Origin of the sequence: Streptomyces sp. NPDC048275, assembly GCF_040652275.1 — a bacterium.
Taxonomy (GTDB): Bacteria; Actinomycetota; Actinomycetes; order Streptomycetales; family Streptomycetaceae; genus Streptomyces.
The window spans coordinates 46858-71825 of record NZ_JBEZLR010000039.1; the positions used below are offsets into that span (position 1 = coordinate 46858).

The 24968-nt window shown below is 71.5% G+C and carries 21 protein-coding genes, 2 tRNA genes and 1 pseudogene; 8 read left to right on the plus strand and 16 right to left on the minus strand.

The window, feature by feature from the left end; genetic code table 11:
* Positions 1 to 102 precede the first annotated feature (102 nt).
* The 4 genes and pseudogenes from AB0D57_RS23245 to AB0D57_RS23260 all read left to right on the plus strand — a co-directional run.
* Positions 103 to 1290 carry an SPFH domain-containing protein gene (locus AB0D57_RS23245; protein WP_362076022.1) on the plus strand — a complete coding sequence of 396 codons (1188 nt, stop codon included), beginning with the start codon at positions 103 to 105 and terminating at the stop codon, positions 1288 to 1290.
* A gap of 186 nt (positions 1291 to 1476) precedes the next feature.
* On the plus strand, positions 1477 to 2091 hold the full coding sequence (locus AB0D57_RS23250) for a lytic polysaccharide monooxygenase auxiliary activity family 9 protein (RefSeq protein WP_362076025.1): 615 nt from the start codon (positions 1477 to 1479) through the stop codon (positions 2089 to 2091).
* Between the two features lie 114 nt (positions 2092 to 2205).
* Complete coding sequence (locus AB0D57_RS23255) at positions 2206 to 3864, plus strand: AMP-binding protein (protein WP_362076028.1); 1659 nt, start codon at positions 2206 to 2208, stop codon at positions 3862 to 3864.
* Positions 3865 to 3977: 113 nt separating this feature from the next.
* Positions 3978 to 4244: pseudogene (locus tag AB0D57_RS23260) on the plus strand (M18 family aminopeptidase); the annotation flags it as partial.
* 53 nt (positions 4245 to 4297) lie between these two features.
* On the opposite strand, the gene AB0D57_RS23265 reads toward AB0D57_RS23260, so the two are convergent.
* The 8 genes from AB0D57_RS23265 to AB0D57_RS23300 all read right to left on the minus strand — a co-directional run bounded on the left by AB0D57_RS23265 (position 4298) and on the right by AB0D57_RS23300 (position 11146).
* A tRNA-Lys gene (locus tag AB0D57_RS23265) sits at positions 4298 to 4371 on the minus strand.
* A 115-nt stretch (positions 4372 to 4486) separates the two neighbouring features.
* Entirely contained in the window at positions 4487 to 5245 is a 759-nt protein-coding gene (locus AB0D57_RS23270) for an IclR family transcriptional regulator C-terminal domain-containing protein (protein WP_362076031.1), read from the minus strand.
* Between the two features lie 238 nt (positions 5246 to 5483).
* The gene (gene ehuA, locus AB0D57_RS23275; protein ID WP_362076034.1) at positions 5484 to 6260 is read right to left on the minus strand and encodes an ectoine/hydroxyectoine ABC transporter ATP-binding protein EhuA; all 777 of its coding nucleotides are present in this window, start codon (positions 6258 to 6260) and stop codon (positions 5484 to 5486) included.
* Between the two features lie 10 nt (positions 6261 to 6270).
* Positions 6271 to 6921 (minus strand): ectoine/hydroxyectoine ABC transporter permease subunit EhuD, encoded by a 651-nt coding sequence (gene ehuD / locus AB0D57_RS23280; protein ID WP_362076037.1) that lies wholly within the window; start codon positions 6919 to 6921, stop codon positions 6271 to 6273.
* Entirely contained in the window at positions 6918 to 7646 is a 729-nt protein-coding gene (ehuC, locus tag AB0D57_RS23285; protein WP_362076040.1) for an ectoine/hydroxyectoine ABC transporter permease subunit EhuC, read from the minus strand. Before ehuC ends, ehuD begins: the two co-directional genes overlap by 4 nt.
* The gene (gene ehuB / locus AB0D57_RS23290; RefSeq protein ID WP_362076043.1) at positions 7643 to 8590 is read right to left on the minus strand and encodes an ectoine/hydroxyectoine ABC transporter substrate-binding protein EhuB; all 948 of its coding nucleotides are present in this window, start codon (positions 8588 to 8590) and stop codon (positions 7643 to 7645) included. The genes ehuC and ehuB overlap by 4 nt, the downstream gene beginning before the upstream one ends.
* Before the next feature lie 200 nt (positions 8591 to 8790).
* On the minus strand, positions 8791 to 10200 hold the full coding sequence (locus tag AB0D57_RS23295) for an amidase (protein WP_362076046.1): 1410 nt from the start codon (positions 10198 to 10200) through the stop codon (positions 8791 to 8793).
* Positions 10201 to 10222: 22 nt separating this feature from the next.
* Positions 10223 to 11146 carry a D-2-hydroxyacid dehydrogenase gene (locus tag AB0D57_RS23300; protein ID WP_362076105.1) on the minus strand — a complete coding sequence of 308 codons (924 nt, stop codon included), beginning with the start codon at positions 11144 to 11146 and terminating at the stop codon, positions 10223 to 10225.
* Positions 11147 to 11424: 278 nt separating this feature from the next.
* On the opposite strand from AB0D57_RS23300, the gene AB0D57_RS23305 reads away from it, so the two are divergent.
* From AB0D57_RS23305 to AB0D57_RS23315, 3 genes are all read left to right on the plus strand, one after another.
* On the plus strand, positions 11425 to 12207 hold the full coding sequence (locus tag AB0D57_RS23305) for a decarboxylase (protein WP_362076049.1): 783 nt from the start codon (positions 11425 to 11427) through the stop codon (positions 12205 to 12207).
* Positions 12204 to 12935, plus strand: coding sequence for a decarboxylase (locus AB0D57_RS23310; protein ID WP_362076052.1), 732 nt, complete (start codon positions 12204 to 12206; stop codon positions 12933 to 12935). The genes AB0D57_RS23305 and AB0D57_RS23310 overlap by 4 nt, the downstream gene beginning before the upstream one ends.
* A gap of 253 nt (positions 12936 to 13188) precedes the next feature.
* Positions 13189 to 14286, plus strand: a complete 1098-nt coding sequence (locus tag AB0D57_RS23315; RefSeq protein ID WP_362076055.1) for an LLM class flavin-dependent oxidoreductase — start codon at positions 13189 to 13191, stop codon at positions 14284 to 14286.
* On the opposite strand, the gene AB0D57_RS23320 is transcribed toward AB0D57_RS23315, so the two are convergent.
* Positions 14277 to 16280, minus strand: a complete 2004-nt coding sequence (locus AB0D57_RS23320) for an EAL domain-containing protein (RefSeq protein ID WP_362076058.1) — start codon at positions 16278 to 16280, stop codon at positions 14277 to 14279. The two genes, AB0D57_RS23315 and AB0D57_RS23320, sit on opposite strands and share 10 nt — an antisense overlap.
* 522 nt (positions 16281 to 16802) lie before the next feature.
* Here AB0D57_RS23320 and AB0D57_RS23325 point away from each other — a divergent pair.
* A complete protein-coding gene (locus AB0D57_RS23325) occupies positions 16803 to 18215 on the plus strand; it encodes a M6 family metalloprotease domain-containing protein (protein WP_362076108.1) in 1413 nt (470 codons plus the stop codon).
* Positions 18216 to 18284: 69 nt separating this feature from the next.
* Here the strand turns inward: AB0D57_RS23325 and AB0D57_RS23330 are convergent.
* From AB0D57_RS23330 to AB0D57_RS23360, 7 genes are all read right to left on the minus strand, one after another.
* A tRNA-Lys gene (locus AB0D57_RS23330) sits at positions 18285 to 18358 on the minus strand.
* Between the two features lie 11 nt (positions 18359 to 18369).
* Positions 18370 to 18957, minus strand: coding sequence for a bifunctional DNA primase/polymerase (locus AB0D57_RS23335; RefSeq protein WP_362076061.1), 588 nt, complete (start codon positions 18955 to 18957; stop codon positions 18370 to 18372).
* Between the two features lie 138 nt (positions 18958 to 19095).
* Complete coding sequence (locus AB0D57_RS23340) at positions 19096 to 19479, minus strand: hypothetical protein (protein WP_362076064.1); 384 nt, start codon at positions 19477 to 19479, stop codon at positions 19096 to 19098.
* A 105-nt stretch (positions 19480 to 19584) separates the two neighbouring features.
* Entirely contained in the window at positions 19585 to 20919 is a 1335-nt protein-coding gene (locus tag AB0D57_RS23345; RefSeq protein ID WP_362076067.1) for an AAA domain-containing protein, read from the minus strand.
* Positions 20916 to 22547, minus strand: a complete 1632-nt coding sequence (locus tag AB0D57_RS23350; protein WP_362076070.1) for a hypothetical protein — start codon at positions 22545 to 22547, stop codon at positions 20916 to 20918. The genes AB0D57_RS23345 and AB0D57_RS23350 overlap by 4 nt, the downstream gene beginning before the upstream one ends.
* Positions 22538 to 23830, minus strand: a complete 1293-nt coding sequence (locus AB0D57_RS23355; protein WP_362076111.1) for a hypothetical protein — start codon at positions 23828 to 23830, stop codon at positions 22538 to 22540. Before AB0D57_RS23355 ends, AB0D57_RS23350 begins: the two co-directional genes overlap by 10 nt.
* The gene (locus tag AB0D57_RS23360; RefSeq protein ID WP_362076073.1) at positions 23781 to 24806 is read right to left on the minus strand and encodes a phosphatase PAP2 family protein; all 1026 of its coding nucleotides are present in this window, start codon (positions 24804 to 24806) and stop codon (positions 23781 to 23783) included. Before AB0D57_RS23360 ends, AB0D57_RS23355 begins: the two co-directional genes overlap by 50 nt.
* Between the last annotated feature and the right edge of the window lie 162 nt (positions 24807 to 24968).

The following is a 24968-nucleotide window of genomic DNA, read 5'->3' on the forward strand; positions in this document are numbered from 1 at the left end:
GCAGCTGGGGATCGCGGCACATCGAGGTCACAGCGCCTCGGGATCGCAACACGGTCGGGATCACACTTCCACGCGCGGAGGCATGGAGGCATGGAGACACGTATGACGACGACTACTCCCCACACCCCGGACTCCGAAGGGGCGCCCTCCCGGCCCCCCGGGTCCAAGGGGCCGTCCGAGGGCGGCGGCCCCCGGTCCGCCCGGCTCATCCAGAACGAGTCGACCACCGAGATCCCTGTCCACCTTCTTTTCCGGGACGACCCCGAGCCGGTGTCCGCGCCGCTCGGGCCCGCGGTCGTGGGGCGCCGGCGCGGGACCGGAGAACAGCCCCGGATCCGGCGGCCCGCGCCGGGCAGCGCACCGCGCCCGGTGCCGGAGGTCGACCCCGAACTCGTGGAGCGCCCCGCACGGGTGTCGTCCGGAGTGGCGGGTGTGCTGGCCGGGGCCTGCGGTCTGGCTGGATGTGTACTCACGTCATGGTGGGCCGGTGTGCTGCCGCCGGCCGCGGTGCGGGCGCTCGCGCTGCCCTGGTCGCCGGGCGCCGGGCTCGGGCCCGCGCAGTGGGCCGGGTACGCCGGGGCGGGCGCGCTCGGCCTGCTCGGCTTCGGCGGTCTCGCCCGCGGCCGGACCGGACGGGCCTGGGTGCTCGGCCTGTTCGGGGGGTACTGCGGCACGGTCCGGCGTACCGGGCTGCTGTGGGTCAACCCGCTGGTGCGGCGCCGCCGGGTCGACGTACGGCTGCGGCACTGGCGCAGTGAGCCGATGTCGGTCGTCGACGCGAACGGGGTCGCGCTGCGGGTGGTCGTGCTCGTCGTGTGGCGGGTGCGGGACACCGCGCGCGCCACGCTCGGCGTCGAGGACCATCTGACGTATCTGCGCGAGTGCGTGGAGGCGGCGCTGTCACGGGTGCTCTCGCGGCTTCCGGCCGAGGCGCCGCCCGCCGTCATCAAGGACACGGCGACGCTGCGCAACACGGACGCGGTCGGCGAGGCGCTGACCCGGCTGGTCGCCGCGGACACGGCGCCGGTCGGCCTTGAGGTGTTCTCGGTGCAGCCGACCCGGATCGAGTACGCCCCCGAGATCACGGCCGTGATGCAGCGCCGCCGGATCGCGGCCCTGGACGCCCAGTGCCGCGACTCCGTGCTCACCTCCGTCGTCGACTCGGTCGAGGACACGGTGACCCGGCTGACCATGCGCGGGCTGGTCGAACTGGACGACTACGAACGCAAGGCGTTGGTGAAGGACCTGACGGTGGCGTTCTGCACCGGGCGCAGGGAGGACTCGTCGTGAGCGGGGTGGACATGTGCGTGAGGGCGACGGACGGGCTCGAGAGCGTCCCGGACAGGTTCGTGATTGGTCTGGACATGCTCAACAACTGCCCATAATCTGGGACTTGGTCTAGACCTGGAATTCGCGCGCGCGGCTCACGGCTCACGGCTCACGAGAGCCTCCCCCACGTCCTCCAGGAGCGTCAGCATGCGCATACGGACGACCAGGAAAGCGAAGTGGTACGCGGCCGTGCTGGGTCTCACCACCGCGGGAGCCTTCGCGCTCTCCGCGGGCGGTGCCAGCGGTCACGGCTACACCGACCTCCCCATCAGCAGGCAGAAGCTCTGCGCCAACGGCACGGTCACCGGCTGCGGTGACATCCAGTGGGAGCCCCAGAGCGTCGAGGCGCCCAAGGGCTTCCCGGCGGCCGGTCCCGCGGACGGCCAGATCTGTTCCGGCAACCACACCAACTTCGGCGCGCTGGACAAGCCGACCACTCCCTCGGGCGGGGCCTGGCCGACGACCAAGGTCACCGGCGGGCAGAGCTACACCTTCCGCTGGCAGTTCACCGCGCGGCACTCCACCACCGACTTCCGGTACTTCCTCACCAAGACCGGCTGGAACCAGAACCACGCCCTGGCCCGATCGGACCTCGACACCACCCCGTTCCTCACGGTCCCCTACAGCGGGCAGCCGCCCGCGACGCTCTCCCACTCCGGCACCCTGCCGAGCGGAAGGAGCGGACATCACGTCATCGTCGCGGTCTGGACGATCGCGGATACGACGAACGCGTTCTACGCCTGCTCGGACGTCACGTTCTGACCCCCCGCGGGTAGGGTCCGCGTGCGTCGTGACCGATCCGGTCACGACGCACGCGGTTTCCGGTGGGGCGAAGGGTCTCCCTATCTGACGGTGCGTCAATTATCGTGCGCCTCCATGGGGTCCAAGAGGAGTACCGTCGCGGAGCTCGTACAGGAGCGGTGGGGCGATCACCGGCCGGGGCTGTGGTTCGAGGGGCGCGTGCTGAGCCACCATCGGGTGGCGGCGGGCGCGGCGGAGCGGGCGGCGCTGCTCGCCGAGCTGCTGCCACCGGGCGCCGCGCCGCACCTCGGCGTACTGCTCGACAACACCCCGGAATATCCGCTGTGGCTGAGCGCGGCAGCCCTCGCCGGTGCCGCCGTCGCGGGCGTCAACCCGACCCGGCGCGGCCCCGAGCTGGCCCGCGACATCCTGCACACCGAGTGCCGCGTCCTGGTCACCGAGCGGGCCCACCTGCCCCTGCTCGACGGCCTCGAACTGCCCGGCGTACGCGTCCTGGTGACCGACACCGAGGAGTACGCCGACCTCCTCGCGTCGTACGAGGGCGCGAAGCCGGACGCCTCCTCCGCGTCGGCGGACGACCACCTCCTCCTGTACTTCACGTCCGGCTCGACCGGCGCCCCCAAGGCCGCGATCTGCACCCAGGGCCGGCTGGCCGCCGCCGGACGTTCGCTGGCCGACCAGTTCGAGGTGCGCCCCGACGACACGCACTACATCTGCATGCCGATGTTCCACGGCAACGCGGTGATCGCCGACTGGGCACCCGCGCTGGCGGCGGGCGCGGGGATCGCGCTCAGACGGCGCTTCTCGGCGTCGGGGTTCCTCGCCGACGTACGGGCGTGCGGGGCGACGTACTTCACCTATGTGGGCCGTGCCGTGCAGTACCTGCTGGCCACGCCCGCCCGCCCCGACGACCGTGACAACCCGCTGCGGGCGGGCTTCGGGACGGAGGCGGGCGCGGTCGACGCGGCCGCCTTCGAGCGGCGGTTCGGTGTGCGGCTGGTGGAGGGGTACGGCTCGTCGGAGGGCGGCGCCGCCATCCGCTGGACACCCGGTACCCCCGTGGGAGCGGTCGGACGGGCGGCGCCCGGGGACGACCTCGTCGTGGTCGATCCGGAGACGGGTGCCGAGTGTCCGCCGGCCGTCTTCTCCGCCGATGGGCGACTTCGCAACGGGGCGGCGGCGATAGGGGAGTTGGTGAACCGCGGGCCCAGCCCCTTCGAGGGGTACTGGCGCAACGCGGCGGCGGACGCGGCCCGCAGGCGCGACAGCGGGTACTGGACCGGCGACCTCTTCTACCGCGACACCGACGGCTTTCTCTACTTCGCCGGCCGCACCGACGACCGGCTGCGCGTCGACAGTGAGAACCTCGCCGCCGCGGTGATCGAGAACATCCTCGCCCGGTACGAGGACGCCGCCGCCGTGGCGGTGTACGCGGTGCCGGACGCGGTCGCCGGGGACCAGGTGATGGCGGCCATCGGACTCAAGGAGGGGACCTCCTTCGCCCCGTACGTCTTCGCCGAATTCCTGCGGTCGCAACCCGACTTGGGGACCAAGATGGCACCCCGGTACGTCCGGGTCGTGGAGCGGATGCCGGTCACCGCGACCAACAAGATCCATCGGGTGGGACTCAGGCGCGAGGGGTTCCGGTGCGCGGACCCGGTGTGGTGGCGGCCGCCGGGGGAGTCGGCGTACCGCGGGCTGAGCGCGGCGGACGTGGAGGGGCTGCTGGCCGAGTACCGGGCGCGGGGGCGCGAGGAGTTGCTGGCGCGGTAGGGAGAGGGAGGTAGGGCGAGGCAGGTAGGGCGAGGGCGTAGAGCGGGGGAGGCGGGCGGGGAGGCGTCCGGGGACGTATCGGGGACCGGAGGAATCCCCTTCACTTTCCCGGGGACCAGCGGTACGCCACCGACGGCACCGGAGTCGCCGCCTTCGCCGCGGCCTGCGAGCGCGCCGAGGTGCCGTGGCAGCCGTTCGTCTCCCACAACGCGATGCCGTGCGGTACGTCGATCGGCCCGATCACGGCGGCACGGCTGGGGGTCGCCACGGTCGACGTGGGTGTACCGGGTCTGTCCATGCACTCGGCGCGGGAGCTGTGCGGGGCGAGGGACCCGGGTCTGCTGGCCCGGGTGCTCAGCGAGTTCGTCAGCCGCGAGTGAGTGCGGAGGGACGCGAAAAGGCCCCCCACTGATGTGGAGGGCCTTCTCGATTGTGCGCCGCCAGGGACTCGAACCCCGGACCCGCTGATTAAGAGTCAGCTGCTCTAACCAACTGAGCTAGCGGCGCATGACCCTCGCCTCCCGCTCTCGCGGTCGGCGACAAAAGAAATACTACCTGGTCCGGCGGCGTGCTTCCGACCACGAAACAGCGAGGGACGGCCCTGGAACGCCGAGGGGCGGCGCTACAGGGCGAGGGACAGCAGGACCGGGGTCGCTCCCCGGTTCAGCGTGTCCGCGGCCTGCCGGAGCCGGTGCGCGTGCTCGACCGGGAGGGACAGGGCGAGACAGCCGACGGAGGAGCCGGCCGTGATGGGGACGGCCGCGCAGACCGTGCCGACCGCGTACTCCTGGAGGTCGAGCACCGGCACCGTGGGCGGCTGGGCGTCGAGCCGGGACATCAGCAGCCGCTCGTTGGTGATGGTGCGCGAGGTCAGTCGGGCCATCCTGTGGCGGGAGAGATGGTCGCGGCGGGCGTTCAGGTCGAGCTGGCCGAGAAGGCTCTTGCCGATCGCGCTGGCGTGGGCCGCGGAGCGGAAGTCGACCCACTCGTTGACCGCGGGGGTCGCCGGGCCGTCGGCGTACTGGCTGATGTGGATCTCGCCGTCGACATACCGGCTGAGGTAGATCGCGGCGCCGACCGAGTCCCGCAGCCGGTCGATGGTCTGCTGGAGCTTCTCGCGCAGCGCCTGGTCGCGGCCGCGGGCGGAGCCCAGCCTGGCGAGGGCGGCGCCGGCGACGTACGCGCCGTCGGTGACCTGCTCGACGTACCCCTCCCGGCGCAGCATCCGCAGCAGCGCGGTCAGACGCTCCGCGCCGAGGCCGGTCTGGCGGGCGAGCTCGGCGTCGGTGACGCCAGTGGATTGCCGTGCCACCAGCTCCAGGACGCGGAGCGCGTCCTGGGCCGAGTGGTACGGCGCGGTCGGCTCGTTCATCAACGCCACAGTTTCCCCCTGAGCTTCTTGGCCACGCCCGAAAGGCGCGGCCCGGACAGCTGGGCCTCTCCACGATAGCCGCCAAGAGGCTTACGGGGAGGGGATGTTGACGAGTTCGTCTGTGTGTTCCGGAGCTCTCAGCAGGAGCGCGGCACTCTGGCATATGCCAGAGTCACGGATCAGAGGGCATGCCCCACGAGCCGGACCTCGCACCTTGCCTCGTTCACTCCTCGTTCACTCCTTGTAGTCACAGGACCGCGCTGAGGAATTCCCGCGTTCGTTCGTGTGCCGGATCGCCGAAGATCTGCTCCGGCGGACCGGATTCGATGACCCGGCCGGAATCAAACATCAGTACTTGATCCGATATGTCCCGGGCGAAATTCATCTCATGGGTCACGCAGAGCATGGTGATGTCCGTGGTGCGGGCGATGTCACGGAGGACATCGAGGACACCCGCGACCAGTTCGGGGTCGAGCGCGGACGTCACCTCGTCGAGGAGCAGCACCTGCGGCCGCATCGCCAGTGCCCGCGCGATCGCGACCCGCTGCTGCTGGCCGCCGGACAGCCGGGTCGGACGCTCGTCGCACTTGTCCGCGAGGCCCACCAGGTCGAGCAGCTCGCGGGCCCGTGCCTCCGCCTCGTCCTTGGGCAGGCCCAGGACGGTGACGGGCGCCTCGGTGATGTTCCTGAGCACGCTCATGTTCGGGAACAGGTTGAACTGCTGGAACACCATCCCGATCTTCTTGCGGACCTCGCGGATCTGCTTCTCGTCCGCCGGGAAGAGCCGCTCCCCGGCGACCGTGATCGTGCCCTCGTCCGGCTTGACCAGCGTCATCAGCAGCCGCAGGATCGTCGTCTTGCCGGAGCCGGACGGGCCGATCAGCGTGACGTGCTTGCCGGAGTCGACGCGGAAGTCCAGCCCGTCGAGGACGGTGTTGTCCCCGAAGCGCTTGGTGACCTTGTCGAAACGGATCAGCTCGGCGCCGTCCACCGGGGGATTGGCGTGCGCGTCGGGTTCTTTCATCACAGAGGTGTCAGCGGACAAGACGTCGCTCCAGGGCTCGCAGAAGAAGGGAAGCCGGACAGGAAATGAGGATGAAGGCCACGCCGACGATCGTGAGCGGCTCGATGAACTGGAAATGCTGCTGAGAAAACAGCCGCGCCTCGCCGAGCATGTCCAGCACGGTGATCACCATCAGCATCGGGGTGTCCTTGAGCATCGAGATGACGTAGTTGCCCAGCGCGGGCACCACCCGGCGGATCGCCTGCGGCAGGATCACCGCGGTCCAGGTGCGCCGCAGGGGCAGGCTGAGCGCCGTGGCCGCCTCCCACTGGCCGACGGGCACGCCCTCGATGCCGGCCCGGTAGACCTGCATCGTGTACGTCGAGTAGTGCAGGCCGATCGCGACGACACCGGTGGTCAGCGCGGAGAACGTGATGTTCCACTCGGGCAGCACGTAGAAGAGGAAGAACAGCTGCACCAGGAGCGGGGTGTTCCTGATGAACTCGGTGACGGCCCCGACCGGCCAGCGCACCCATCGCGTCGGCGTCCGCATCAGCAACGCCCACACCAGTCCGAGGGCGAACGAGATCAGCGAACCGAGGGCCAGCGCCTGCAGGGTGACCAGCAGCCCGTCCCAGAAGTGCGGCATGAAGTCTCCGACCGCGCTCCAGTCCCACGTCATGCGGCACCTCCGCTCGCGGCTCCCACGCCGGTCGTTTGCCCGCGCTTGCGTTCACGGGCCGCGGACTCCGTCCCGGGGTCCTTGCCGACCCCGGCCCTCAGCCGCTTCTCCAGCCCCCGCATCAGCCGGGTGAGCAGGAAGGCGATCACGAAGTAGATCAGCAGGACGTACGTGTAGATCTCCGCGCTCTCCTGCAGCGCGAGCCGCACCAGACTGCCGCTGAACGCCAGATCGCCCATCCCCATGACGGAGACCAGAGCCGTGCCCTTGAGCAGCTCGATCAGCAGGTTGCAGAACGAGGGGATCATCTCGGGTACCGCCTGCGGCAGCAGGATCAGCCGCATCCGCTGCCAGGGCGTGAAGCTGAGCGCGATGCCGCCCTCGCGCTGCGCGGGGTCGACCGCGTTCAGGGCGCCGCGCACGATCTCGGCGCCGTACGCCCCGTAGGTCAGTCCGAGCGCGAGCGTGCCCGCCCACATCGGGACGAGCTGCCAGCCGAAGGCGAGCGGCAGCACGAAGTACACCCAGAAGATCATGATCAGCGCGGAGGTGCCGCGGAACACCTCGGTGTAGAAACCCGCGAGGAAGCGGATGATCCACAGCCGGTGGGTGCGCGCGACACCGACGACGAAGGACACGGCCGTGGCCAGCAGCGCGCTGAAGACCAGCAGCTGGACGGTGGTCCATATCCCCTTGAGTACGAGGTCCCAGAGTCCCGAGGTCATCCGCGGCACAGCTCCTTCGCGGTCATGTCGGTCATCTCGGCCTTGGTGAAACCGAACGGCTCGAGAATGCGGAACAGCTCTCCGTCGGCCTTCATCTTCCTGAGTTCCACGTTGAAGGCGTCCCGCAGCTTCGTCTCCGTCGAGCGGAACGCGAAGCCGCCACCGTCGACGTGCGGCTTGCCCTTGACCAAGGGCGCGAAGGGCTTCGTACTCTCTGCCTTGCGGGACTTCCTGACGACCTCGCGCGTCGTCAGCGCGGTCCCGGCGAAGACGTCGGCGCGTCCGGCCTCGACGGCGTTCAGCCCGGCCACCTGATCCGGCACGATCAGGATGTCGCTCTCCTTGTACCCGGCCTCGACCGCGTACTGGATCTCCGCATAACCCGTGCCCGTCGCGAACTTGGCCTTCTTCGCGACGACGTCCTGGTAGTCGTGCAGGCCCTTCGGATTGCCCTTGCGCACGATGAACGCGTCAAGCATCTGGTAGTCCGGATCCGCGAAGACCACCTGCTCACAGCGCTCCGGGTTGATGTACATCCCGGCGGACACGACATCGAACTGCTGCGCGTTGAGCCCGGGAATGAGCGAGCCGAACTCGGTCGGGACCGGCTGGACGCGATCGACCCCCAGCCGTTTGAACACGGCCTTCGCGAGTTCCGGGGCCTCCCCGGTCAGTTCGCCGTTCCTGTCGATGTACCCGAAGGGGATCTCACCCGCGATGCCGAGTCGTACGACCCCCTGCGCCTTCAGCCGGTCGAGGAGATCGCCCCCGTCGCCGGCCGCCGTGGCGACCCGGGTGCAGCCGGCGGCGCCCAGCGCGCCGACGGCACCGAGGGCGGAGACACCCGCGAGCAGCGACCGCCGACTCGGCCCTCGGGGCCCTCGCAGCCCTGGTGTCTCTGGTTTCGCCGCGTCATACCCGTCATTCCCAAGTGGTGGAACCATGGCCGCGCGGCTACCCGGGCCCAAGCGATGTATGCGGATCGATTCCAGCCCCCGTCCGTCCCTGACGCCCCCTTGCCCCCTGTACGGCCAGACTGCTCGACGACCGGGCGCCGCTCACCCGCGCGGCGGTGTGGGCGCTTCTCGCGGCGACAACAGGGCCCGAGGCGACCTGTGATGCCGAGGCGCTCGCAGCGAGACGCTCAACTTCCGGCGAGGCCAGGCGGAGCCACCCCGGCGGCCCCCGCCTCGTACAGGGCGTGCGCCGTCCGCAGGACGAGGTCGTCGCGATGCCGGGCGGCGACGATCTGCAACCCCACGGGCAGACCGTCGGGATCCGTCCCCACCGGCACGGAAGCGGCCGGCTGCTGCGTCATGTTGAAGGGGTACGTGAACGGAGTCCACCCCGTCCAGTGCCGGTGCCCCGAGCCCTTCGGGACCTCGACGCCCGCCTCGAAGGCGGGGATCGGCAGGGTCGGCGTCACCAGCACGTCGTACGACTCGTGGAAGCGGCCCGTACGACGGCCCAGATCCATGCGGACGTCCACCGCGGCCAAGTAGTCCAGTGCGCTCAGCCGAGCCCCCTCCCCGGAGACCTCCCGGAGCCCGGGGTCGAGCAACTCCCGCTGCCGAGGCCCGAGTCGCTGGGTCACCCGGGCCGCTCCGCCGAGCCAGAGCACGTGGAACGCGTCCACCGGGTCGGTGAAGTCGGGGTCGGCCTCCACGACGTACGCGCCGAGCTCCGCGAGCCGTTGCACCGCCCGCCGTACCGCCGCCGCGACGGCGGGGCGGACCGCGACCTGCCCGCCCAGGGACGCCGAGTACGCGACCCGCAGTCCGCGCACCCCGCCCTCCAGCGCCTCGACGAAGGACCCGTGCACCGGCCCGAGCGCCGACCAGTCGCGCGCGTCGGGACCGCTGATCACATCCATCATCAGCGCCGCGTCGGCGGCGTCCCGCGTCATCGGCCCCACGTGCGCGAGCGTTCCGAAGGCACTCGCGGGATACAGCGGCACCCTCCCGTACGTCGGCTTCAGCCCGAAGATCCCGCAGCACGCGGCCGGGATACGGACACTGCCGCCGCCGTCGGTGCCCAGCGCCAGCGGCCCCGCGCCCAGCGCGACGGCCGCCGCGCTGCCGCCGCTGGAGCCGCCCGCGGTGCGCGAGACGTCGTACGGATTGCGTGTCACCCCCGACAGCGGCGAGTCGGTGACGCCCTTCCAGCCGAACTCCGGTGTCGTCGTCTTGCCGAGGAACACGGCGCCGTGCTCGCGCAGCCGGGCGACGGACGGTGCGTCCTCGTCCCAACGGCCCTGTGGATCAGTGGTTCTGGAGCCGCGCAGGGTGGGGCCGCCGCGCAGCAGCAGGACGTCCTTGACGCAGACCGGGACTCCGTCCAGCAGGCCCGTCGGCTCGCCCCGTCGCCAGCGGTCGGTGGATTCCCCCGCCCGCGCGAGGGCCGCGTCCGCGTCCAGACGTACGAACGCGTTCACGGCCGGCTGGATCTCCTCGGCCCTGCGCAGCGCCGCCCGCGTCGCGTCCACGGGGCTGAATTCGCCCTTGCGGTAGCCATCGACGAGTTGTACCGCCGTCAGCTCGGTGAGTTCCGACATGGGTCCCCTCCAGTACGGGAGTTCAGTGGCCCGGCACGTACCCGCGCTTCTTGTCGACCACGTTCGGCAGCGGTCTGCCCGCCTCCCAGCGCTCGTACATCTCCACGAACTGCGCGCCGAGTTCGTCCCGCCAGCCCACCGTGTCGCCGCTCATGTGGGGCGAGACGATCAGCCCGGGAACGTCCCACAACGGGCTGTCAGGACCCAGCGGCTCCTCCGCGAAGACATCGAGCGCCGCGCCCGCGATCCACCGCTTCGACAGCGCCTCGGTCAGCGCGTCCATCACGACGAGCTGACCGCGGCCGACGTTGATGAAGCGCGCCGACGGCTGCATCATCCCGAACCGCCGCGCGTCGAACATGCCGTAGGTGGCCTCGGTGAGCGGCGCCGCGGACACCACCCAGTCGGCGCGCGCCATCAGCCGGTCCAGCTCCTCGGGGCCGTGGATACCGGTGCGCGCAGTGCGTCCGACCAGGGCCGTCGTGACATCGAGTGCCTTGAGCGTCCTGACGATCGCCCGTCCGATCGGCCCGGAGCCGACCACGCACGCGCGCGTGCCCGCCACCCGCTGCGATTCCCGGTGCCGCCACTCCCGCCGCCGTTGCAGGTCCAGGCTCCGCGGCAGATCCTTGGCCATCGCCAGGACCAGCGCGGCGACGTACTCGGCGATCGGCCGGTCGAAGATGCCGCGCGCGTTGGTCACCACCGCGCCGGACGCGGCGAGTTCGGGGCACATCAGATGGTCGACGCCCGCGCTCGCCGTGTGCACCCAGCGCGGCCGTGGACCCTCGCCGGGCCAGGCGCGGCGCACCGCGTGCGAGGTGAAGTCCCAGACCAGCAGCACGTCCGCGCGCGGCAGCCGCTCGGCCAGCGTCGACTCGTCGGCGTGCTCGATCCGCACCCGGCCGGTGAGTTTGCCCAGGCGGGGGAGCGGTTCCGCGTCCAGGACGAGGAGGGTCGTCCTGGGTTCGCCGGATGCTTTGGACGCTCCGGACGCAGGGCGGGACTGTCCGGATACGGGGCGCGGTGTTCGGGGGAAACCGTTTCGCAACGCGAGTCCGCTTTCCTGAGAGGACGAAGAGGACGAACCTGACGGGCGGGGCGGGGCGGAGCCGTCTGAGATGCGCGGATTGACCACGCTCGCACCCGAACCTACCTTCGTCAACACGGACGCGTGCACGGTCCGTTGCCCCCTCGTCTCCCCGTGTGAGGCCGGTGCTGCCCATGGACGTCTCCTTTCTGGGCGGTCCCTGCTCGCAACGCGTCGTCGGGGTGGTCGCCCCCTTCGACTTCGCCCTCGACCGTGAGCTGTGGCGCTGGGTGCCGGACGACGTCTCCCTGCATCTCACCCGCACCCCGTTCGTGCCCGTCGAGGTGAGCCTGGACCTGGCCCGCCTGGTCTCCGAGCACGGGACCCTCGGCGACGCGGTGCGCGCGGTCAACGCGGTCGCGCCCGAGGTGGTGGCGTATGCGTGTACCTCGGGCAGTTTCGTCGGGGGCGTCGCGGGCGAGCGGGCGATGTGCGAGGTGATGACGCGGGCGGGTGCGGTGCCCTCGCTGACCACGTCCGGTGCGCTGCTCGCCGCGCTGGCGGAGCTCGGCGTCCGCCGTATCGCGCTGGTGACGCCGTACACCGTCTCGGTCACCCAGTGTCTGGAGGAGTACCTCGCCGAGGCCGGGACCACCGTCACCGGGCGCGCCTTCATGGATCTGACCAGGCACATCTGGAAGGTCCCGTATCGCGACGTGCTCGACATGGCCCGCCTGGCGGTCAGGGAAGGACTGGCGCAGGCTCTCTTCATCAGCTGTACCAACCTGCCCACGTACGACGTCATCCCCCAGCTGGAGGCGGAACTGCGGATCCCGGTTCTCTCGGCCAACCAGGTGACGATGTGGGCGGCGCTGCGTCACCTGGGTACCCGGGCGGTGGGCCCCTGTCAGCGGCTGATCGATCAGTCCGCCCGGCGGGGGCCGGTACTGCCGGAAGAACAGGAAGGTTGGGCATGACCGCACTCGGATTCCTCTATCCGGGCCACTCGGCCGAGGACGACTACCCGCGGATCGAGCAGCTCCTGGGCAGCGACATCCGGCTTCCCCTGGTGCACACGGACATCGGTGAGGACGCCCACCGGGAGGATGCCCTGCGGAGGATGGGCTCGGCGGCCCGGCTTGCGGCGGGCGTCGAGGAGCTGCGGCTGTCCGGTGCCGAGGCGGTGGTCTGGGCGTGCACCAGCGGCAGCTTCGTCTACGGCCGACAGGGCGCCCAGGACCAGGTCCGCGCCCTGGCCCGGGCGGCGGGTCTGCCCGCCTCCTCGACGTCCTTCGCCTTCGCGCACGCCGTACGGGAGATCGGGGCCCGGCGGGTCGCGATCGCGGCGACCTACCCGGACGACGTGGCCGCGCTCTTCGCCGCGTTCCTGAAGGACCTGGGCGTGGAGGTGGTCGCGGTGCGCGCTTCCGGAATCATGACGGCGGCGGAGGTCGCGACGTGGGGTGAGCCGGAGATCCTGGGGCTGGCCCGGGACGGCGACCATCCCGACGCCGACACGGTCCTCCTCCCGGACACCGCGCTGCATACGGCCTCCCACCTTCCCGCCCTGGAGCAGGAACTGGGCAAGCCGGTCCTCACCGCCAACCAGGTCACGGTGTGGGAGGCCCTGCGTCTGGCGGCCCGCCGCGTCAATGAGCCGGCCCTCGGCACACTGTTCACGAAGGAGCCGATCGTGCAGGTGTAGGGGGTTTTCTCGCCCCTGCCGCCCCTACCCGTCCCATCCGTCCCTGGGGGCTGCCGCCTCCAGACCCCCGCTTCGGCCTGGACGGCCTCGTCCTCAAGCGCCGGACGGGCTGTGATGCCTGGCGGGGGTCTGGGGGCGCAGCCCCCAGGAACGGGATGGGACGGGTAGGGGCGGCGGGGGCGAGGAATAAACGGGGACTGTCTCCTGTTCGTACGCCGAGGACAGCATCGCGCACGCAACAGGAGGCACCCCGGTGGACGAGATCCGAGGCACCGAGCAGGGCACCGCACCCGCACCCCTCTCCGTACTGGACCTGGTCACGGTGGGCGCGGGCCACACCGCCACCGAGGCCCTGCGGACCGGCGTCGAGCTCGCCCGCCTCGCGGAGTCCCGGGGCTTCCACCGCTACTGGGTGGCGGAGCATCACTCGATGCCGGGCGTGGCATCGTCCTCACCCGCGGTGATCCTGGCCCATCTGGCCGCCCACACCCAGCGCATCCGGCTGGGCTCGGGCGGCGTCATGCTCCCCAACCACGCCCCCCTCGTGATCGCCGAGCAGTTCGGCACGCTGGAAGCCCTCGCGCCGGGCCGCGTGGACCTGGGCCTGGGCCGCGCCCCCGGCACGGACGGGGCGACGGCGGCGGCCCTGCGTCGCACGGACCGGCTCAACGAAGGCGCCGACGACTTCCCCGAGCAGCTCGCGGAACTGACCCGCTTCCTGGACGACGACTTCCCCGCAGGCCACCCCTACGCCCGTATCCACGCGGTTCCCGGCCCGGTCCAGTCGACCTCCCCCGGCGGCGTGCAGTCCCCGCACCGCCCCCCGGTCTGGCTCCTCGGCTCCTCCGGCTTCAGTGCCCGGCTGGCCGGCATGCTCGGCCTCCCCTTCGCCTTCGCGCACCACTTCTCGGCCCAGAACACGATCCCGGCCCTGGACCTCTACCGCGAGTCCTTCCGGCCGAGCGCCGTGCTGGACGCCCCCTACGCTCTGATCGGCGTCTCCACGCTGGCCACCGACGACGAGCGGGAGGCCCGCCGCCAGGTCCTGGCCATGGGCCTCAACATGGTCCGCCTGCGTTCCGGCCGCCCCGGCCTGTTCCCGACCCCTCAGGAGGCGGAGGCCCACGAATTCAGCCCGATGGAGCGGGAGTTCGTCACCTCCTGGAACGCGAACGTCATCCACGGCACGGCGGACGAGGTCCGCGCCGGCCTCGACGACCTCCACAAGCGCACCGGCGCCGACGAGTTGATGCTCACCTCGCACGCCCACGACGGCGACCTGCGGCTGCGCTCGTACGAACTGATCGCGGACGCCTACGGGTTGCCGAAGGGCCGGGAGACTCAGGCCTGAGCACAGGTCGCCGTCAATAGTGCGGAGATACGATCCGGCGCCACCGGGCGGGAGTACAGCCAGCCCTGCCCGGTGTCGCAGCCGATGCCGCGCAGCCGGGAGGCCTGCGAGGCGGTTTCCACGCACTCGGCGGTGACCGTCAGGCCCAGCCGGTGGGCGAGTTGGATGAGGGCCTCGACGATGACCTCGTCGGCGGGGTTGGGGTGGGCGTCGGTGCCGTCGCGGTTCTCGTACTGGAAGCCGCGGACGAAGGAGCCGTCCAGCTTCAGGACCGAGACCGGCAGGCGGCTGAGGTAGGCGAGGTTCGAGTAGCCGGTGCCGAAGTCGTCGATGGCGATGCGTACGCCCATGTCGCTGAGGGCCTGCAGGGCCTGGAGCGGCCGGCCGGCCGACCCCATCACCGCCGACTCCGTGAGCTCCAACTGGAGCAGATGCGGGGCGAGGCCGGTCTCCGCGAGGATCTCCGCCACGTCCGCGACCAGGTCGGAGTCCCACACCTGCCGTACGGCGACATTGACGCTGACGAAGATCGGCGCCGCGTCCGGGTGGTCCAGCTGCCAGCGCCGGGCCTGACGGCAGGCCGTGGCCAGCACCCAACGGCCGAGCTGCACGATCGAACCGTTTTCCTCGGCCAATCCGATGAACCGATTCGGCGTCAGTGTTCCGAACTGCGGATGGTTCCAGCGGACCAGCGCCTCGACCCCGCGTACGCCACCGTCCTCCATCCCCACCAACGGCTGGTACTCCAGCGCGAATTCGTTCCGCTCGATGGCCGCGCGGAGCGTGGAGGACAGCGCCTGGCGGGTCATCCGGTGGGCGTTGCGCTCCGGGTCGAAGAGGGTCCAGCGGCCCTTGCCGTCCGCCTTCGCCCAGTACAGCGTCGTGTCGGCGGCCTGCATCAGACCGGTCGCGCTGGTCCCGGCGGCGCGGCGCTCGACCACGCCGATGGACGCGGAGAGGGACAGCCGCTGGCCGGCGAGGTCGAAGGGTGCCTGGAGCGCCTTGAGGACGGACTCCGCCAGTTCGGCCAACTGGTCGGTCCCCGTGGAGTCCTCGACGAGCAGTGCGAACTCGTCGCCGCCCAGCCTGGCCACCAGGGGAGTGGTCGCGCGTGCGTGGCCCGCCTCGTCGGCGCAGCGCGTCAGACGTTCGGCGACGGCCGCGAGGAGTCGGTCGCCCACACGGTGGCCGAGCGTGTCGTTGACCGCCTTGAAGCCGTCCAGATCCAGAGAACAGAGCCCGATCCGGCCCGTGCCGCCCTCCTCGTACGCCTCCGCCTCCAGGGCGGCCGAGAGCCGCTCGAAGAACAGCGTGCGGTTGGGCAGCCGGGTCACCGGGTCGTGCATCTGCAAGTGCCGCAGCCGTGCCTGGAGTTCACGGCGGGCGCTGATGTCCGTGACGGTCAGCAGTACCCCCCGCTCCTCGGGAGGCAGCGGCGCGACCGCCACCTGGACCCAGAGCGAGTGCCCGTCGGGGTGCTTGACGCGGCGCGTGCAGCGCAGCCGGGCCTGGTGGCCGCGCAGGACCTCGCGGTACGCGTGCCAGGTGCGGGCGTCGGACGCCAGGTCCACCAGCTCGGCGGCGATGCGCCCGGTGAGCGCGTCGGTGCCGAGCAGCGCGCCCATCGACTCATTGGCGGTGACGACCAGACCCTCGCGGTCGACGACGGCCATCGGGAGCGGCGCCGCCGCGAAGGCCGCCTGGAACGTACGGGGAGACGTCCCGTCAGGTGGGGTGAGGGCGGGGGTCGGAGTGGCGGTGGGGGCGGCGGACTCGGGCGTGTCGGGGGGAGTTTCCACCGGGGCGTACGCGCCGTGTGAGGCACCTGAGGCGACGGTTGCGCCGGAAGGGGGCTCGCCTGGGACGGATGTGCCGGGAGGAGACCCGGCGGACGCACGAGAAGACGTACGTAGAGATGTGCCAATGTGACGCTCTGTGACGGCTGGCCGGACGAGGTCTGCCGCGGGCGCCGGCCCTTCGGACGTTCCGCTCACCGCTCGCTCCCGCAGTGCACTCGTTCTTCGTATGGGTCTCTCGGTGTGGTCGGCCGGTCCTGGACGGCCGCACAAGCCGTGTCCGTGCAGGAAAGTGTGCCGATCATAGAGGCTGGTCTCGAGGCCTTCCAGCCACTGTCCAGTGTCCCGGAACAACCACCGGTTCTGACAGATCGTTTCTGCCTGCATATGGGCCGGATCCTTCGCCCGCCGACCGCATGTGACGTTCCGTGAGTGTTCGGGGTGTTGGCGGACTGCGGCCCCTCACCCTTCTGGTGCAGACAAACAGGGCGAAGTACTACAAACTAACCCAGGCTGGGTGCGGTGTCCCGAAAACCGCATCCGGAGGTCGACGTGCCGCGTCAGCTCCCCCCGAGGGGTCCCGCCCGTGACATGCCGCGGGGGAGGGGACTTGCTCGTGAGGTCCAGCGGGATCGGGGTCTTGCTCATGAGGTCCTGCGGGGTCTGGTCCGTGAGGGGGTGGCGCCCCACTGGCGCAGCGTCGCGGCCGTTTTCACCTCGATGGCCGCACTGGTGGCGACCTCCCTGGTGACGGGTCCCGCACTTGCGGATCCCCTCTTCGCCCCCTGCGCCCTGAAGCGGACCGAGGCCCACCACTCGGAGGGCGTCGACACCTGGAACGCCGCCTACCCGCGCCCCACCCGCCCCCTCGACGCGCTCCTGGTCTTCCTGTCCTTCCCGGATTCCTTCCCGCGCGCCACGCCCGCCGAACTGACCGCGGACTACTTCCCGGACACCAGCGCCTTCTTCGAACGCGCCTCCTACGGCAAGTTCACGCTGCGCCCGCGCCCGCAGCGCGACTGGATCCAAATGCCGCACACCTCCACCTCGTACGCCATACAGCGTGACTGGAACGCCGCGCAGCGCTCCGCCTATCTGCGCGACGCGATCGCCGCGGCCGACCCGTTCGTCGACTTCTCGGGGCACGACATCGTCTACTTCGTGGCCGATCCGGACGCGCCGGGCGTCGACTCCGACGCGACGAAGGTGGTCAACCTCGACACCCCCATCGAGGCCGACGGCGACGACATCCGACGCGTCGTCACGGTCTTCGAGAAGCACCCGCCGGACCGCCTCGTCCTCGCCCACGAGACGGGCCATGTCTTCGACCTGCCCGACCTCTACCACCGCCCCACCGACGGCAAGGGCGACTGGGACACATACGTCGGCGACTGGGACCTCATGGGCAGCCAGTTCGGCCTCGCCCCCGACCTGTTCGGCTGGCACAAGTGGAAACTGGGCTGGCTCGAACCGAGTCAGGTGGAGTGTGTGCGGGGGCGGGGGAGCGTGCGGTTGACGTTGGAGGGGTTGGGGGCGGGGCCGGCGGAGGCGGTCACGGGGAGCGCGGGGACGCAGGCCTTGGGGGCGGGCGCTTCTGAGGCGGAGGTCTTTGACGCGGGCGTTTCTGGTGGGGCGGGTGTGGGCTCGGGTGTGCGGATGGGCGGCTCGGGTATGTGGGCGGACGGCTCGGGTATGCGGATGGGCGGCTCGGGTGTGGGGATGGGCGGCTCGGGTGTGGGGGAGGACGGCTCGGGTGTGCGGGCGTATGGCCCGGATGGTGGTCAGGCGTTCGGTTCCGGGCGCGGTGTCAAGCTGGCGATCGTCCGCACGGGTGCCGACAGCGCGCTCGCCTTCGAGGTGCGCGGCTCGGCGGGCAACGACGGTACGACCTGTACGGAGGGCGTCCTCGTCTACCGCGTACGCAACAAGCCCGCGTCCGGCGGCGGCCCGATCGAGGTCGTCGACGCCCACCCGCACTCGGAGTCCTGCTGGGGTGACTCGGTCTACCCGGCGCTCGCGGACGCGCCGGTGGGGGTCGGCGAGAGCTTCACGGTCCCCGACGCGGACGTACGCGTCGAGGTGGAGGGCCGGACGGCTTCGGGCGCGTGGACGGTGAAGATCACGACCGGCTGAGCGTGCGCCCGCTGCCACGCGGCGTACGCAAGAAGCCCCTCGCTCTCGCGAGGGGCTTCTCACCGTCTGTGCGCCGCCAGGGACTCGAACCCCGGACCCGCTGATTAAGAGTCAGCTGCTCTAACCAACTGAGCTAGCGGCGCCTGCTGACGTCCTAGACCTTAGCATCCTGATCGGCGGGAGGAAAAATCGATATGCGGACCGCGGCCGACACCGCCGCCCGGGCCGCCCGGACGGCTGCCCAGAGCAGGATCTCGGGCCCGGGAAGCCACGGCTGCCGGGTGTCGGGGGCGACGAGCCAGCGGGATTCGGGTCGTGCGGCGGGTGCGGATACGGGGTCCGTGCCGAGGGGTGGGACGGTCACCGCGTCGCCGGTGCCGTGGCAGAGCAGGGGCGGGATCGCGCCGCTGTGGCCGGAGCGGCTGGAGCTCCACTCCTCCCACTCCACGAGGGACGGCAGCCGCTGAGCGGTGCCCGGTGCGCTGAACAGCAGAATCCGCCCGCGGTACGCGGCCGCCGGACCCGAGCCCGGTCCCTCGTCCCACAGCCGGTCGAGCATGCGCCGGCCGAAGATCGCGGGAGCGTTGATGACGTCGAAGGCGGTGCCGCAGGGCAGGACGACCGGGGCGGTCGGTCGCTCCTCCCAGAGGGTCCGCGTACTCCGCGGATACGCCCCAGCCGAGGCGAGCCAGGCGACCCCCTCGGCGGAGGAGATGCTTGCCGGGTTCCGTGTGCTGCTCATGACGATGAGATCTACCGTGGGTGAGCGTGCGGACTCCGTGAGTTGCCGAAAACCGGGACAGGAGGGGGTGGGGCGGAGTATTTTGCCCCGCTGGCATATGCCGAGAGATCTTCTGAGGTTTTCGCCCCCACCCCGGCCTTACGCGTGATCGCCAGCCCCATGCCCAAGCCCGTGCCCGTTCTCCTCCGCCCCCCGAAGCAGATCACGACCGAACTCGACCATCTTCTTCGCGTAGTCCTCGGTCCACTCGGCCCGCTCCCCGATGGCAGCCGGCGTAAGCCGGTCGAACCGGCGAGGATCCGCAAGCTGCGCGGCCGCGATCGCCTGGAACTCGAGCGCCCGATCGGCCGCCGCCCGAAACGCCAGCGTCAGCTCCGTCGCCCGCGACAGCAACTCCCGAGGATCGTCGATCGACTCGAGATCGAAGAAGTGCTCCGGGTCACCGGCCGCCTCCGCGGGCTCGAAGAGCAGGGGCGCGGGGCGTAGCCGCGGTTCGTTCCGACGCGGCGTGGGCTCCGCCATGTCTTCTCCTCCTCGTACAGTTCGGGGGCCCACTTCATGGATGGCCCACCGTCCATTGTCCCCCGCCCGCGCAAGTACGCCCGGAAGACCCGGACAGCAGGGCGATCAGGGCGTCCACGGCACCCGGTGTTCGGAGAGGTGATCCCACGTGGACATCATGGCCTCCCACCCGTCCGGGAATTTCACCGTGACCCCCAGCTGTACAGGCTCCGTGGAGGGATGGTCGTCCAGCAGCTCCGTCACCCCCGCCCGGCTGACCACGACGCACGCGTGCCGATGCCGGGACGTGAGCACACACAACCGCCCCGTCTCCAGATGGAACGCGGTCGCGTCCGGCCGCCCGGACAGCGGATGGAGCACCACCGTCACATCGAACTCGCGCCCCTGGAGCCGGTTCGCCGTGTCGACGGTGACATCCGTGACACCGAGGTCACCGAGCGCGGCCCGCACGGCCGCCGCCTGATCCCGGTGCGCCGTGCCGACGGCGATCCGGTCGCCCGTCAGCGGCACCGGATCGGCCGACCGCTCCGACGTGGCCGCACCACCCCGGTCCAGCAGCCGCCGTACGACCTGGGCCACCGCCCGCACCGCCTCGGGGTCCGTACGAGGCGTGTGCCGGGCCGGCAGCTCCAGCAGCCCCCAACCCGCCTCCGCCGCCTCGTCGATGACCCGATCGGGCCCCGAACCGTCCGACGGCACACCGAAATTCAGTCTCCGGTCACCAGGTCCCGTCCCGCTGCGGAACGGCGTATACGGATAGAACGCGTTCGAGACCAGCGGCGCCGCGGACGCGGGCAGCCGCCAGGACACCGGCAGGCGGTGCTGCGGCAGCTCCGGATTGTGCGCGAGCAGCGTCGTCACCGCCGACGCCGACGGGTCGTACGACAGCCCCGCCCACTGCTCCGAACCCACGATCGCGAACGGGTCCAACTGCCCCGGATCGCCCACGAACAGCGCCCGCTCGAAGAGCCCCGCCACGGCCAGCAGCGCATCCGACCGCATCTGGTACGCCTCGTCGACGATCGCGTGCCGCCACGGCTCGACGCCCTTGACGTGGGCCCACTTGGCGGCGGTCGAGACGACCACGTCGAGGCCCGCGAGGTCGGTCGCCTTGGTGGACTTGCGTACGTTGTCCAAGCTGTCGAGCGCCTTGTCGTACGGGTCCGGATCGCTGCTGTGCAACCGCCCGACGGGCAACTCCGCGTCCTTCTCGGCGAGCCGCAGCACCAGGTCGTCGACCTGGGCGTTGGTCTGCGCGATGATCATCAACGGGTTTCCGGCGGCGGCGAGTTCGAGTGCCGCGCGCACCACGAGGGTCGACTTTCCGGCGCCGGGCGGGGAGTCGACCACGACTCCGCGGTGGGTGCCGTGCAGGGTGTCGCGCAGGATCGCGTCGGTGGCGCGGGTGGCCGCGGCCGCGGGGTCGAAGACGGTGGTCACAGGACGTCGTCCTCCGTCACCGGGTCCGGCTGCGGTACGGCGTCGGGGTCGCCCGGAGGCCCGCCGTGCGTCCACGGTGTCTCCTCCGGGTCGGGCAGCTTCGCGCCGCCCCGCTGCTCGTGCTCGAAGAGCGTGAAGCAGACGAGGTCCCCCTTCTCCGGCACGGACCCGACCTCGGGTTCCTTGCCGCGCCCCATCTTGTCGACGATCCGCAGCACAACAAGACCGTCACTCACCTCACTCACCTCATCCCCCTCGCGCCCGACGAACTCCTCATACCCGACGAACTCCGCCGCCTGAGGTTTCCCGCCCAGCGACCGGAACACCTTCGTACGCTCCCCGAGGTAGGGCCGGTCGTCCGTGCGGACGGTCACCAGGGGGCGCGGGCTGGGCCGCTTGCCCTCGCTGTACGCCATGACGACATCCGTGACCTCGCCCGCGAAGGCCTCGCCGGCGAGGCGCCGGCCGGCCATGACGAGCGGATCGTCGAGGGCTTCCTGCGCTTCCAGACGGGCCTGTTCGCGCTCGCGCGTGGCCAGCTTGTTCGCCGCGGTGACCGCGTCGTCGCGGCGCGGTTGCGGGGGCTCGCCCGCGGTGATCCGGTCGCGGTGGCCGGTGAACGACCAGCGGTCGCGGGTCCACCGGTCGGTCGCGTGCGCCCCTTCGGGCAGGGTCCGCAGCAGATCCAGTCCGCGCCACACCGCGTCCCAGGTGGGCCGTGTGACGCGCTCGACGAGGGCGTGGATCTCCCCCTCGGCCGCGCCGAGTTCACCGAACCGGTCGTCCGCCTCCATGCCGTCCCCGGCGGCGGCGAGCGCCGTCCGCGCGCGGTCGTAGCGCTCGATGGCGGGGGCCAGCAGCTTGTTGTCGAAGGCGGGGTCGGTGGCGGGCCCGGCGGGCGGGCACAGGAGCTGCTCGTCGGGGCCCCGCCCGAGCTCCGCGCGCAGCGCCGCCGCCGCGCCCGACTCGCCCTCCGGGGGGTCGATCCAGGCGAGCAACGCGCCCAGGTGCTGGTCCTCCAGGCTGCTCTGGCCGGTGGTCCAATGCCGGGACAGCACGTCGGTGAGAGCGAGCAGCAGGGCGGAGCCGGGCACGCGGGCCCGCTCCCCGAAGTGCGTCAACCACCGCCCGAGCAACGGCACCCGGGGCGGCGCCGGATGGGGAGCCTCCGGCTCCTGCTCCGCGGTGCGCCGAAACCGCATGGAGCGCCCGAGCAGCCGTACGAACTCCACACCCGCTCGGCTCGGCACGATCAACTGTGGTGCGTCCGCGCACAGTTCGACCTCGACCTTGACCCGCTTGCCGGTCTCCGGATCGGTCTCGCTGCGCTCGGCCGCCTCGACGGCCTCCGCATACCCGTCGACGTACGGCAGGACGATGTCGGCCAGCTCCGCGAGGAACGCGAACCGCAGGTCACGGTCCCGGGGCTGAGGCACGACCAGCAGGCGCGGCGCGTCCCGGTCCGTCCCGACGAGCGCACCGAGGGGGGCTCCGGCCTCACCCGCGGTGATCAGTGGCACGAACACGAGCGGCCGCTCGGCGAGATGCCGGTGCCGCACGGTGGCGGCGGGCTGCGCCCGCCCGCTCTCGACGGCTTCCAGCCGGGCGAGGGTGGCGATCAGCGACAAGGAGCCACCTCCGAAAGCTCTTCCTGACCGGTTCGGCCGGGGCGCGTCTCGTGCCCTCCCAAGGTCTCCGCGCGCAGCCGCGCGGCCCTGCGCAGGGCCGCGACCGCCGGGTCGTCCGGATCCCCGGCCTCGCCATGGGCCGCGGCCAGCACCTCCCCGACCGTCGTCAGCCCGCCCAGCTCCGCGCGCAGTGAGCGCCCCAGCGCCGTCACCGCGCCCTCGGCGCGGGCACGGTCGCGGCAGTGGAAGGCGAGTTCGCAGGCGGCCAGGCACTCGGGGGCGTAGGTCGCGGGGACCGATTCCACGGCGGTCGTCAGCTGGCCGGCGGGGAGTTCGGGGGCGAAGCAGGTGCCCTCGGGAAGGGCGTCCGCGATGTCCTCGACGCGGGTGAGGCGGGCGAGCTGGCGGCGGGTGACCGCGCGCTGCTTGCGGATGTCGACGGCGGACGCGGTCGGGAGGTTGGAGAAGTCCTTGGGGCAGACCAGGAGGATGCGGTGGCGGACCTCGGGGCCGGGGTCGCTGTCCTGGGCGCTCGGCCTCCGGGACGCCTCGGCCGGTGGCGAGGGGACGAGCGTGCTCGACCCTTCGGGCCCCCGCCCGCTCGCCCCCTCGACTCCGGCGGGTCCCTCCGGGGCCGCGCCGAGGCGCGCGGCGACCTCCTCCAGGGCGAGGACGTAGACCGCGGACTGGCGGGCGGCCGCGCCCACCTTCGCCGGGTCCGCCGAGCCGTCCAGCATCGGGAAGGACTTGATCTCGACGACCGTCCAGCAGCCGTCGGGGTGCACGACGACGGCGTCCGGCTCCAGGAAGGCGGGGGAGCCCGCGACGTCGAGGGCGAGCATGGGGTGGTCGAGCAGGGTCCAGACGCCGGCGGCGGTGGCCTCGCGCAGCGCGAGCGCCGTACGCGCCGTGCGCCCCTCGGGGCCGACCGCGGTCAGGTCGGGGACGACACCGGCCGTGGGCGGCTCGGCGCCGGGGTCCAGCTTCTCGTGCACGAGCCGCAGCAGCTCCGCGCCTCCGTCGGCCTTGACCCGCGCCTCGAACGCGTTGCCCCGCATGAAGGCGAACTGCGACTGCCCGAAGGCGGAGGGCGAACCCAGCGCACCGGCCAGCTTCGCTTTGTCGACGCCCGCGCCGTCCAGCAGGGCGCGCCGCTCGCACCCCGGGTTCGCGGCGAGCGCCGCGAGGGCACGTGCGTCCAGCGCCGTGGGTGGTACGGCCGGACCGCGCAGCTCAGCGAGCCGCTGCCGCAGCGCCTTCCCCCGCGTCCGCGGGGGAGGCACCCGGCTCGGGTCCAGGCTCGGCGCCCTGCTCGGGCCCTGGCCCGGTTCGGGACTCGCGCTGTCGGGGAATTCGCTCACCCGTGGAAGTCTGGCATCCACCACTGACAATCGAGGAACGTGCGCTGGACGAGGCGCCCGCGGCGCGAGCGAAGCGTGCGGCCAGCAGTGCCTTCACCCGGCCCGTGAGCCGCATCACGTACGGGGTCAGCAGCAGTCCGACCCCCATCACGGCGGCGCCCGCCACCGCGTCGAGGAAGTAGTGGTTCGCGGTGCCCATCACGACGATCGTGGTGATCAGCGGATACGCGATGCCCGCGAGCCTGACGACGCGCGTGCGGCCGTAGCGCCACAGCATCACTCCGCACCACAGCGACCAGCCCACGTGCAGGCTCGGCATCGCCGCGTACTGGTTGGTCATGCCGCCCAGCCCGCGCGGCGCGCTCGCCTGACCGCCCCACCAGCCGTACGAGCTGTACTGGGCCATCGTGTCGACGAAGCCGTAGCCGGCCGAGAGCAGTCGGGGCGGACAGGTCGGCAGCAGGGTGAAGCCGATCAGGCCGATCATCGTGGACGTCATCAGCCAGGTGCGGGCGGCGCGGTAGCGCACGGCCCGGGAGCGGAAGAGCCAGACGAGGATCACGGGCGTCACCAGGTAGTGCAGTGACGCGTACCAGAAGTCGGCGGGGACACCGAGCCACGCCTCGCGGGTGAACAGGCGGTTCAGCGGGTGCTCGGCGTTGAGGTGGAGGGCCTTCTCGATGCGCAGGATCTCCAGGCCGTGGTCGACGGCACTGGCGGTGTCGCCCCGGGCGAGCAGCCGGCCCGCCGAGTACGAGGCGTACACCATCAGGAGCAGCGGCAGCTCGGTCCACCAGCGCAGGCCCGAGCGGGATGCGGCGGAGGTGCGCAGCTCGGTCCACCGGCTGAGCCAGGCGCCAGGTGCCGCCTCGCTACGCCGTGCATCGGTCTGCGGCATCCGATCGCCCTCCCCCATCTGCTTGTGGTGACCCGACAGCCCTGGCAGTCCTGCTGGACGCGACCCGACTGTCAGCAAGTGTGATGGAGACGATCCTCGGCCACACCCGATTTTACGGTGTATGTGAATGGCCTGAAGAGGCGCCCCCGGTTGTCGTAGACG

Bases quoted from the DNA above. Each gene is read 5' to 3' on its own strand.
- ehuD (WP_362076037.1), bottom strand. From the start codon at position 6,921: ATGACGTGGGACTGGAGCGCGGTCGGAGACTTCATGCCGCACTTCTGG.
- AB0D57_RS23245 (WP_362076022.1), top strand. From the start codon at position 103: ATGACGACGACTACTCCCCACACCCCGGACTCCGAAGGGGCGCCCTCC.
- AB0D57_RS23295 (WP_362076046.1), bottom strand. From the start codon at position 10,200: ATGTCGGAACTCACCGAGCTGACGGCGGTACAACTCGTCGATGGCTAC.
- AB0D57_RS23255 (WP_362076028.1), top strand. From the start codon at position 2,206: ATGGGGTCCAAGAGGAGTACCGTCGCGGAGCTCGTACAGGAGCGGTGG.
- ehuC (WP_362076040.1), bottom strand. From the start codon at position 7,646: ATGACCTCGGGACTCTGGGACCTCGTACTCAAGGGGATATGGACCACC.
- AB0D57_RS23250 (WP_362076025.1), top strand. From the start codon at position 1,477: ATGCGCATACGGACGACCAGGAAAGCGAAGTGGTACGCGGCCGTGCTG.
- AB0D57_RS23335 (WP_362076061.1), bottom strand. From the start codon at position 18,957: ATGAGCAGCACACGGAACCCGGCAAGCATCTCCTCCGCCGAGGGGGTC.
- AB0D57_RS23340 (WP_362076064.1), bottom strand. From the start codon at position 19,479: ATGGCGGAGCCCACGCCGCGTCGGAACGAACCGCGGCTACGCCCCGCG.
- AB0D57_RS23360 (WP_362076073.1), bottom strand. From the start codon at position 24,806: ATGCCGCAGACCGATGCACGGCGTAGCGAGGCGGCACCTGGCGCCTGG.
- ehuA (WP_362076034.1), bottom strand. From the start codon at position 6,260: ATGAAAGAACCCGACGCGCACGCCAATCCCCCGGTGGACGGCGCCGAG.
- AB0D57_RS23325 (WP_362076108.1), top strand. From the start codon at position 16,803: ATGGCCGCACTGGTGGCGACCTCCCTGGTGACGGGTCCCGCACTTGCG.
- AB0D57_RS23310 (WP_362076052.1), top strand. From the start codon at position 12,204: ATGACCGCACTCGGATTCCTCTATCCGGGCCACTCGGCCGAGGACGAC.
- ehuB (WP_362076043.1), bottom strand. From the start codon at position 8,590: ATGGTTCCACCACTTGGGAATGACGGGTATGACGCGGCGAAACCAGAG.
- AB0D57_RS23305 (WP_362076049.1), top strand. From the start codon at position 11,425: ATGGACGTCTCCTTTCTGGGCGGTCCCTGCTCGCAACGCGTCGTCGGG.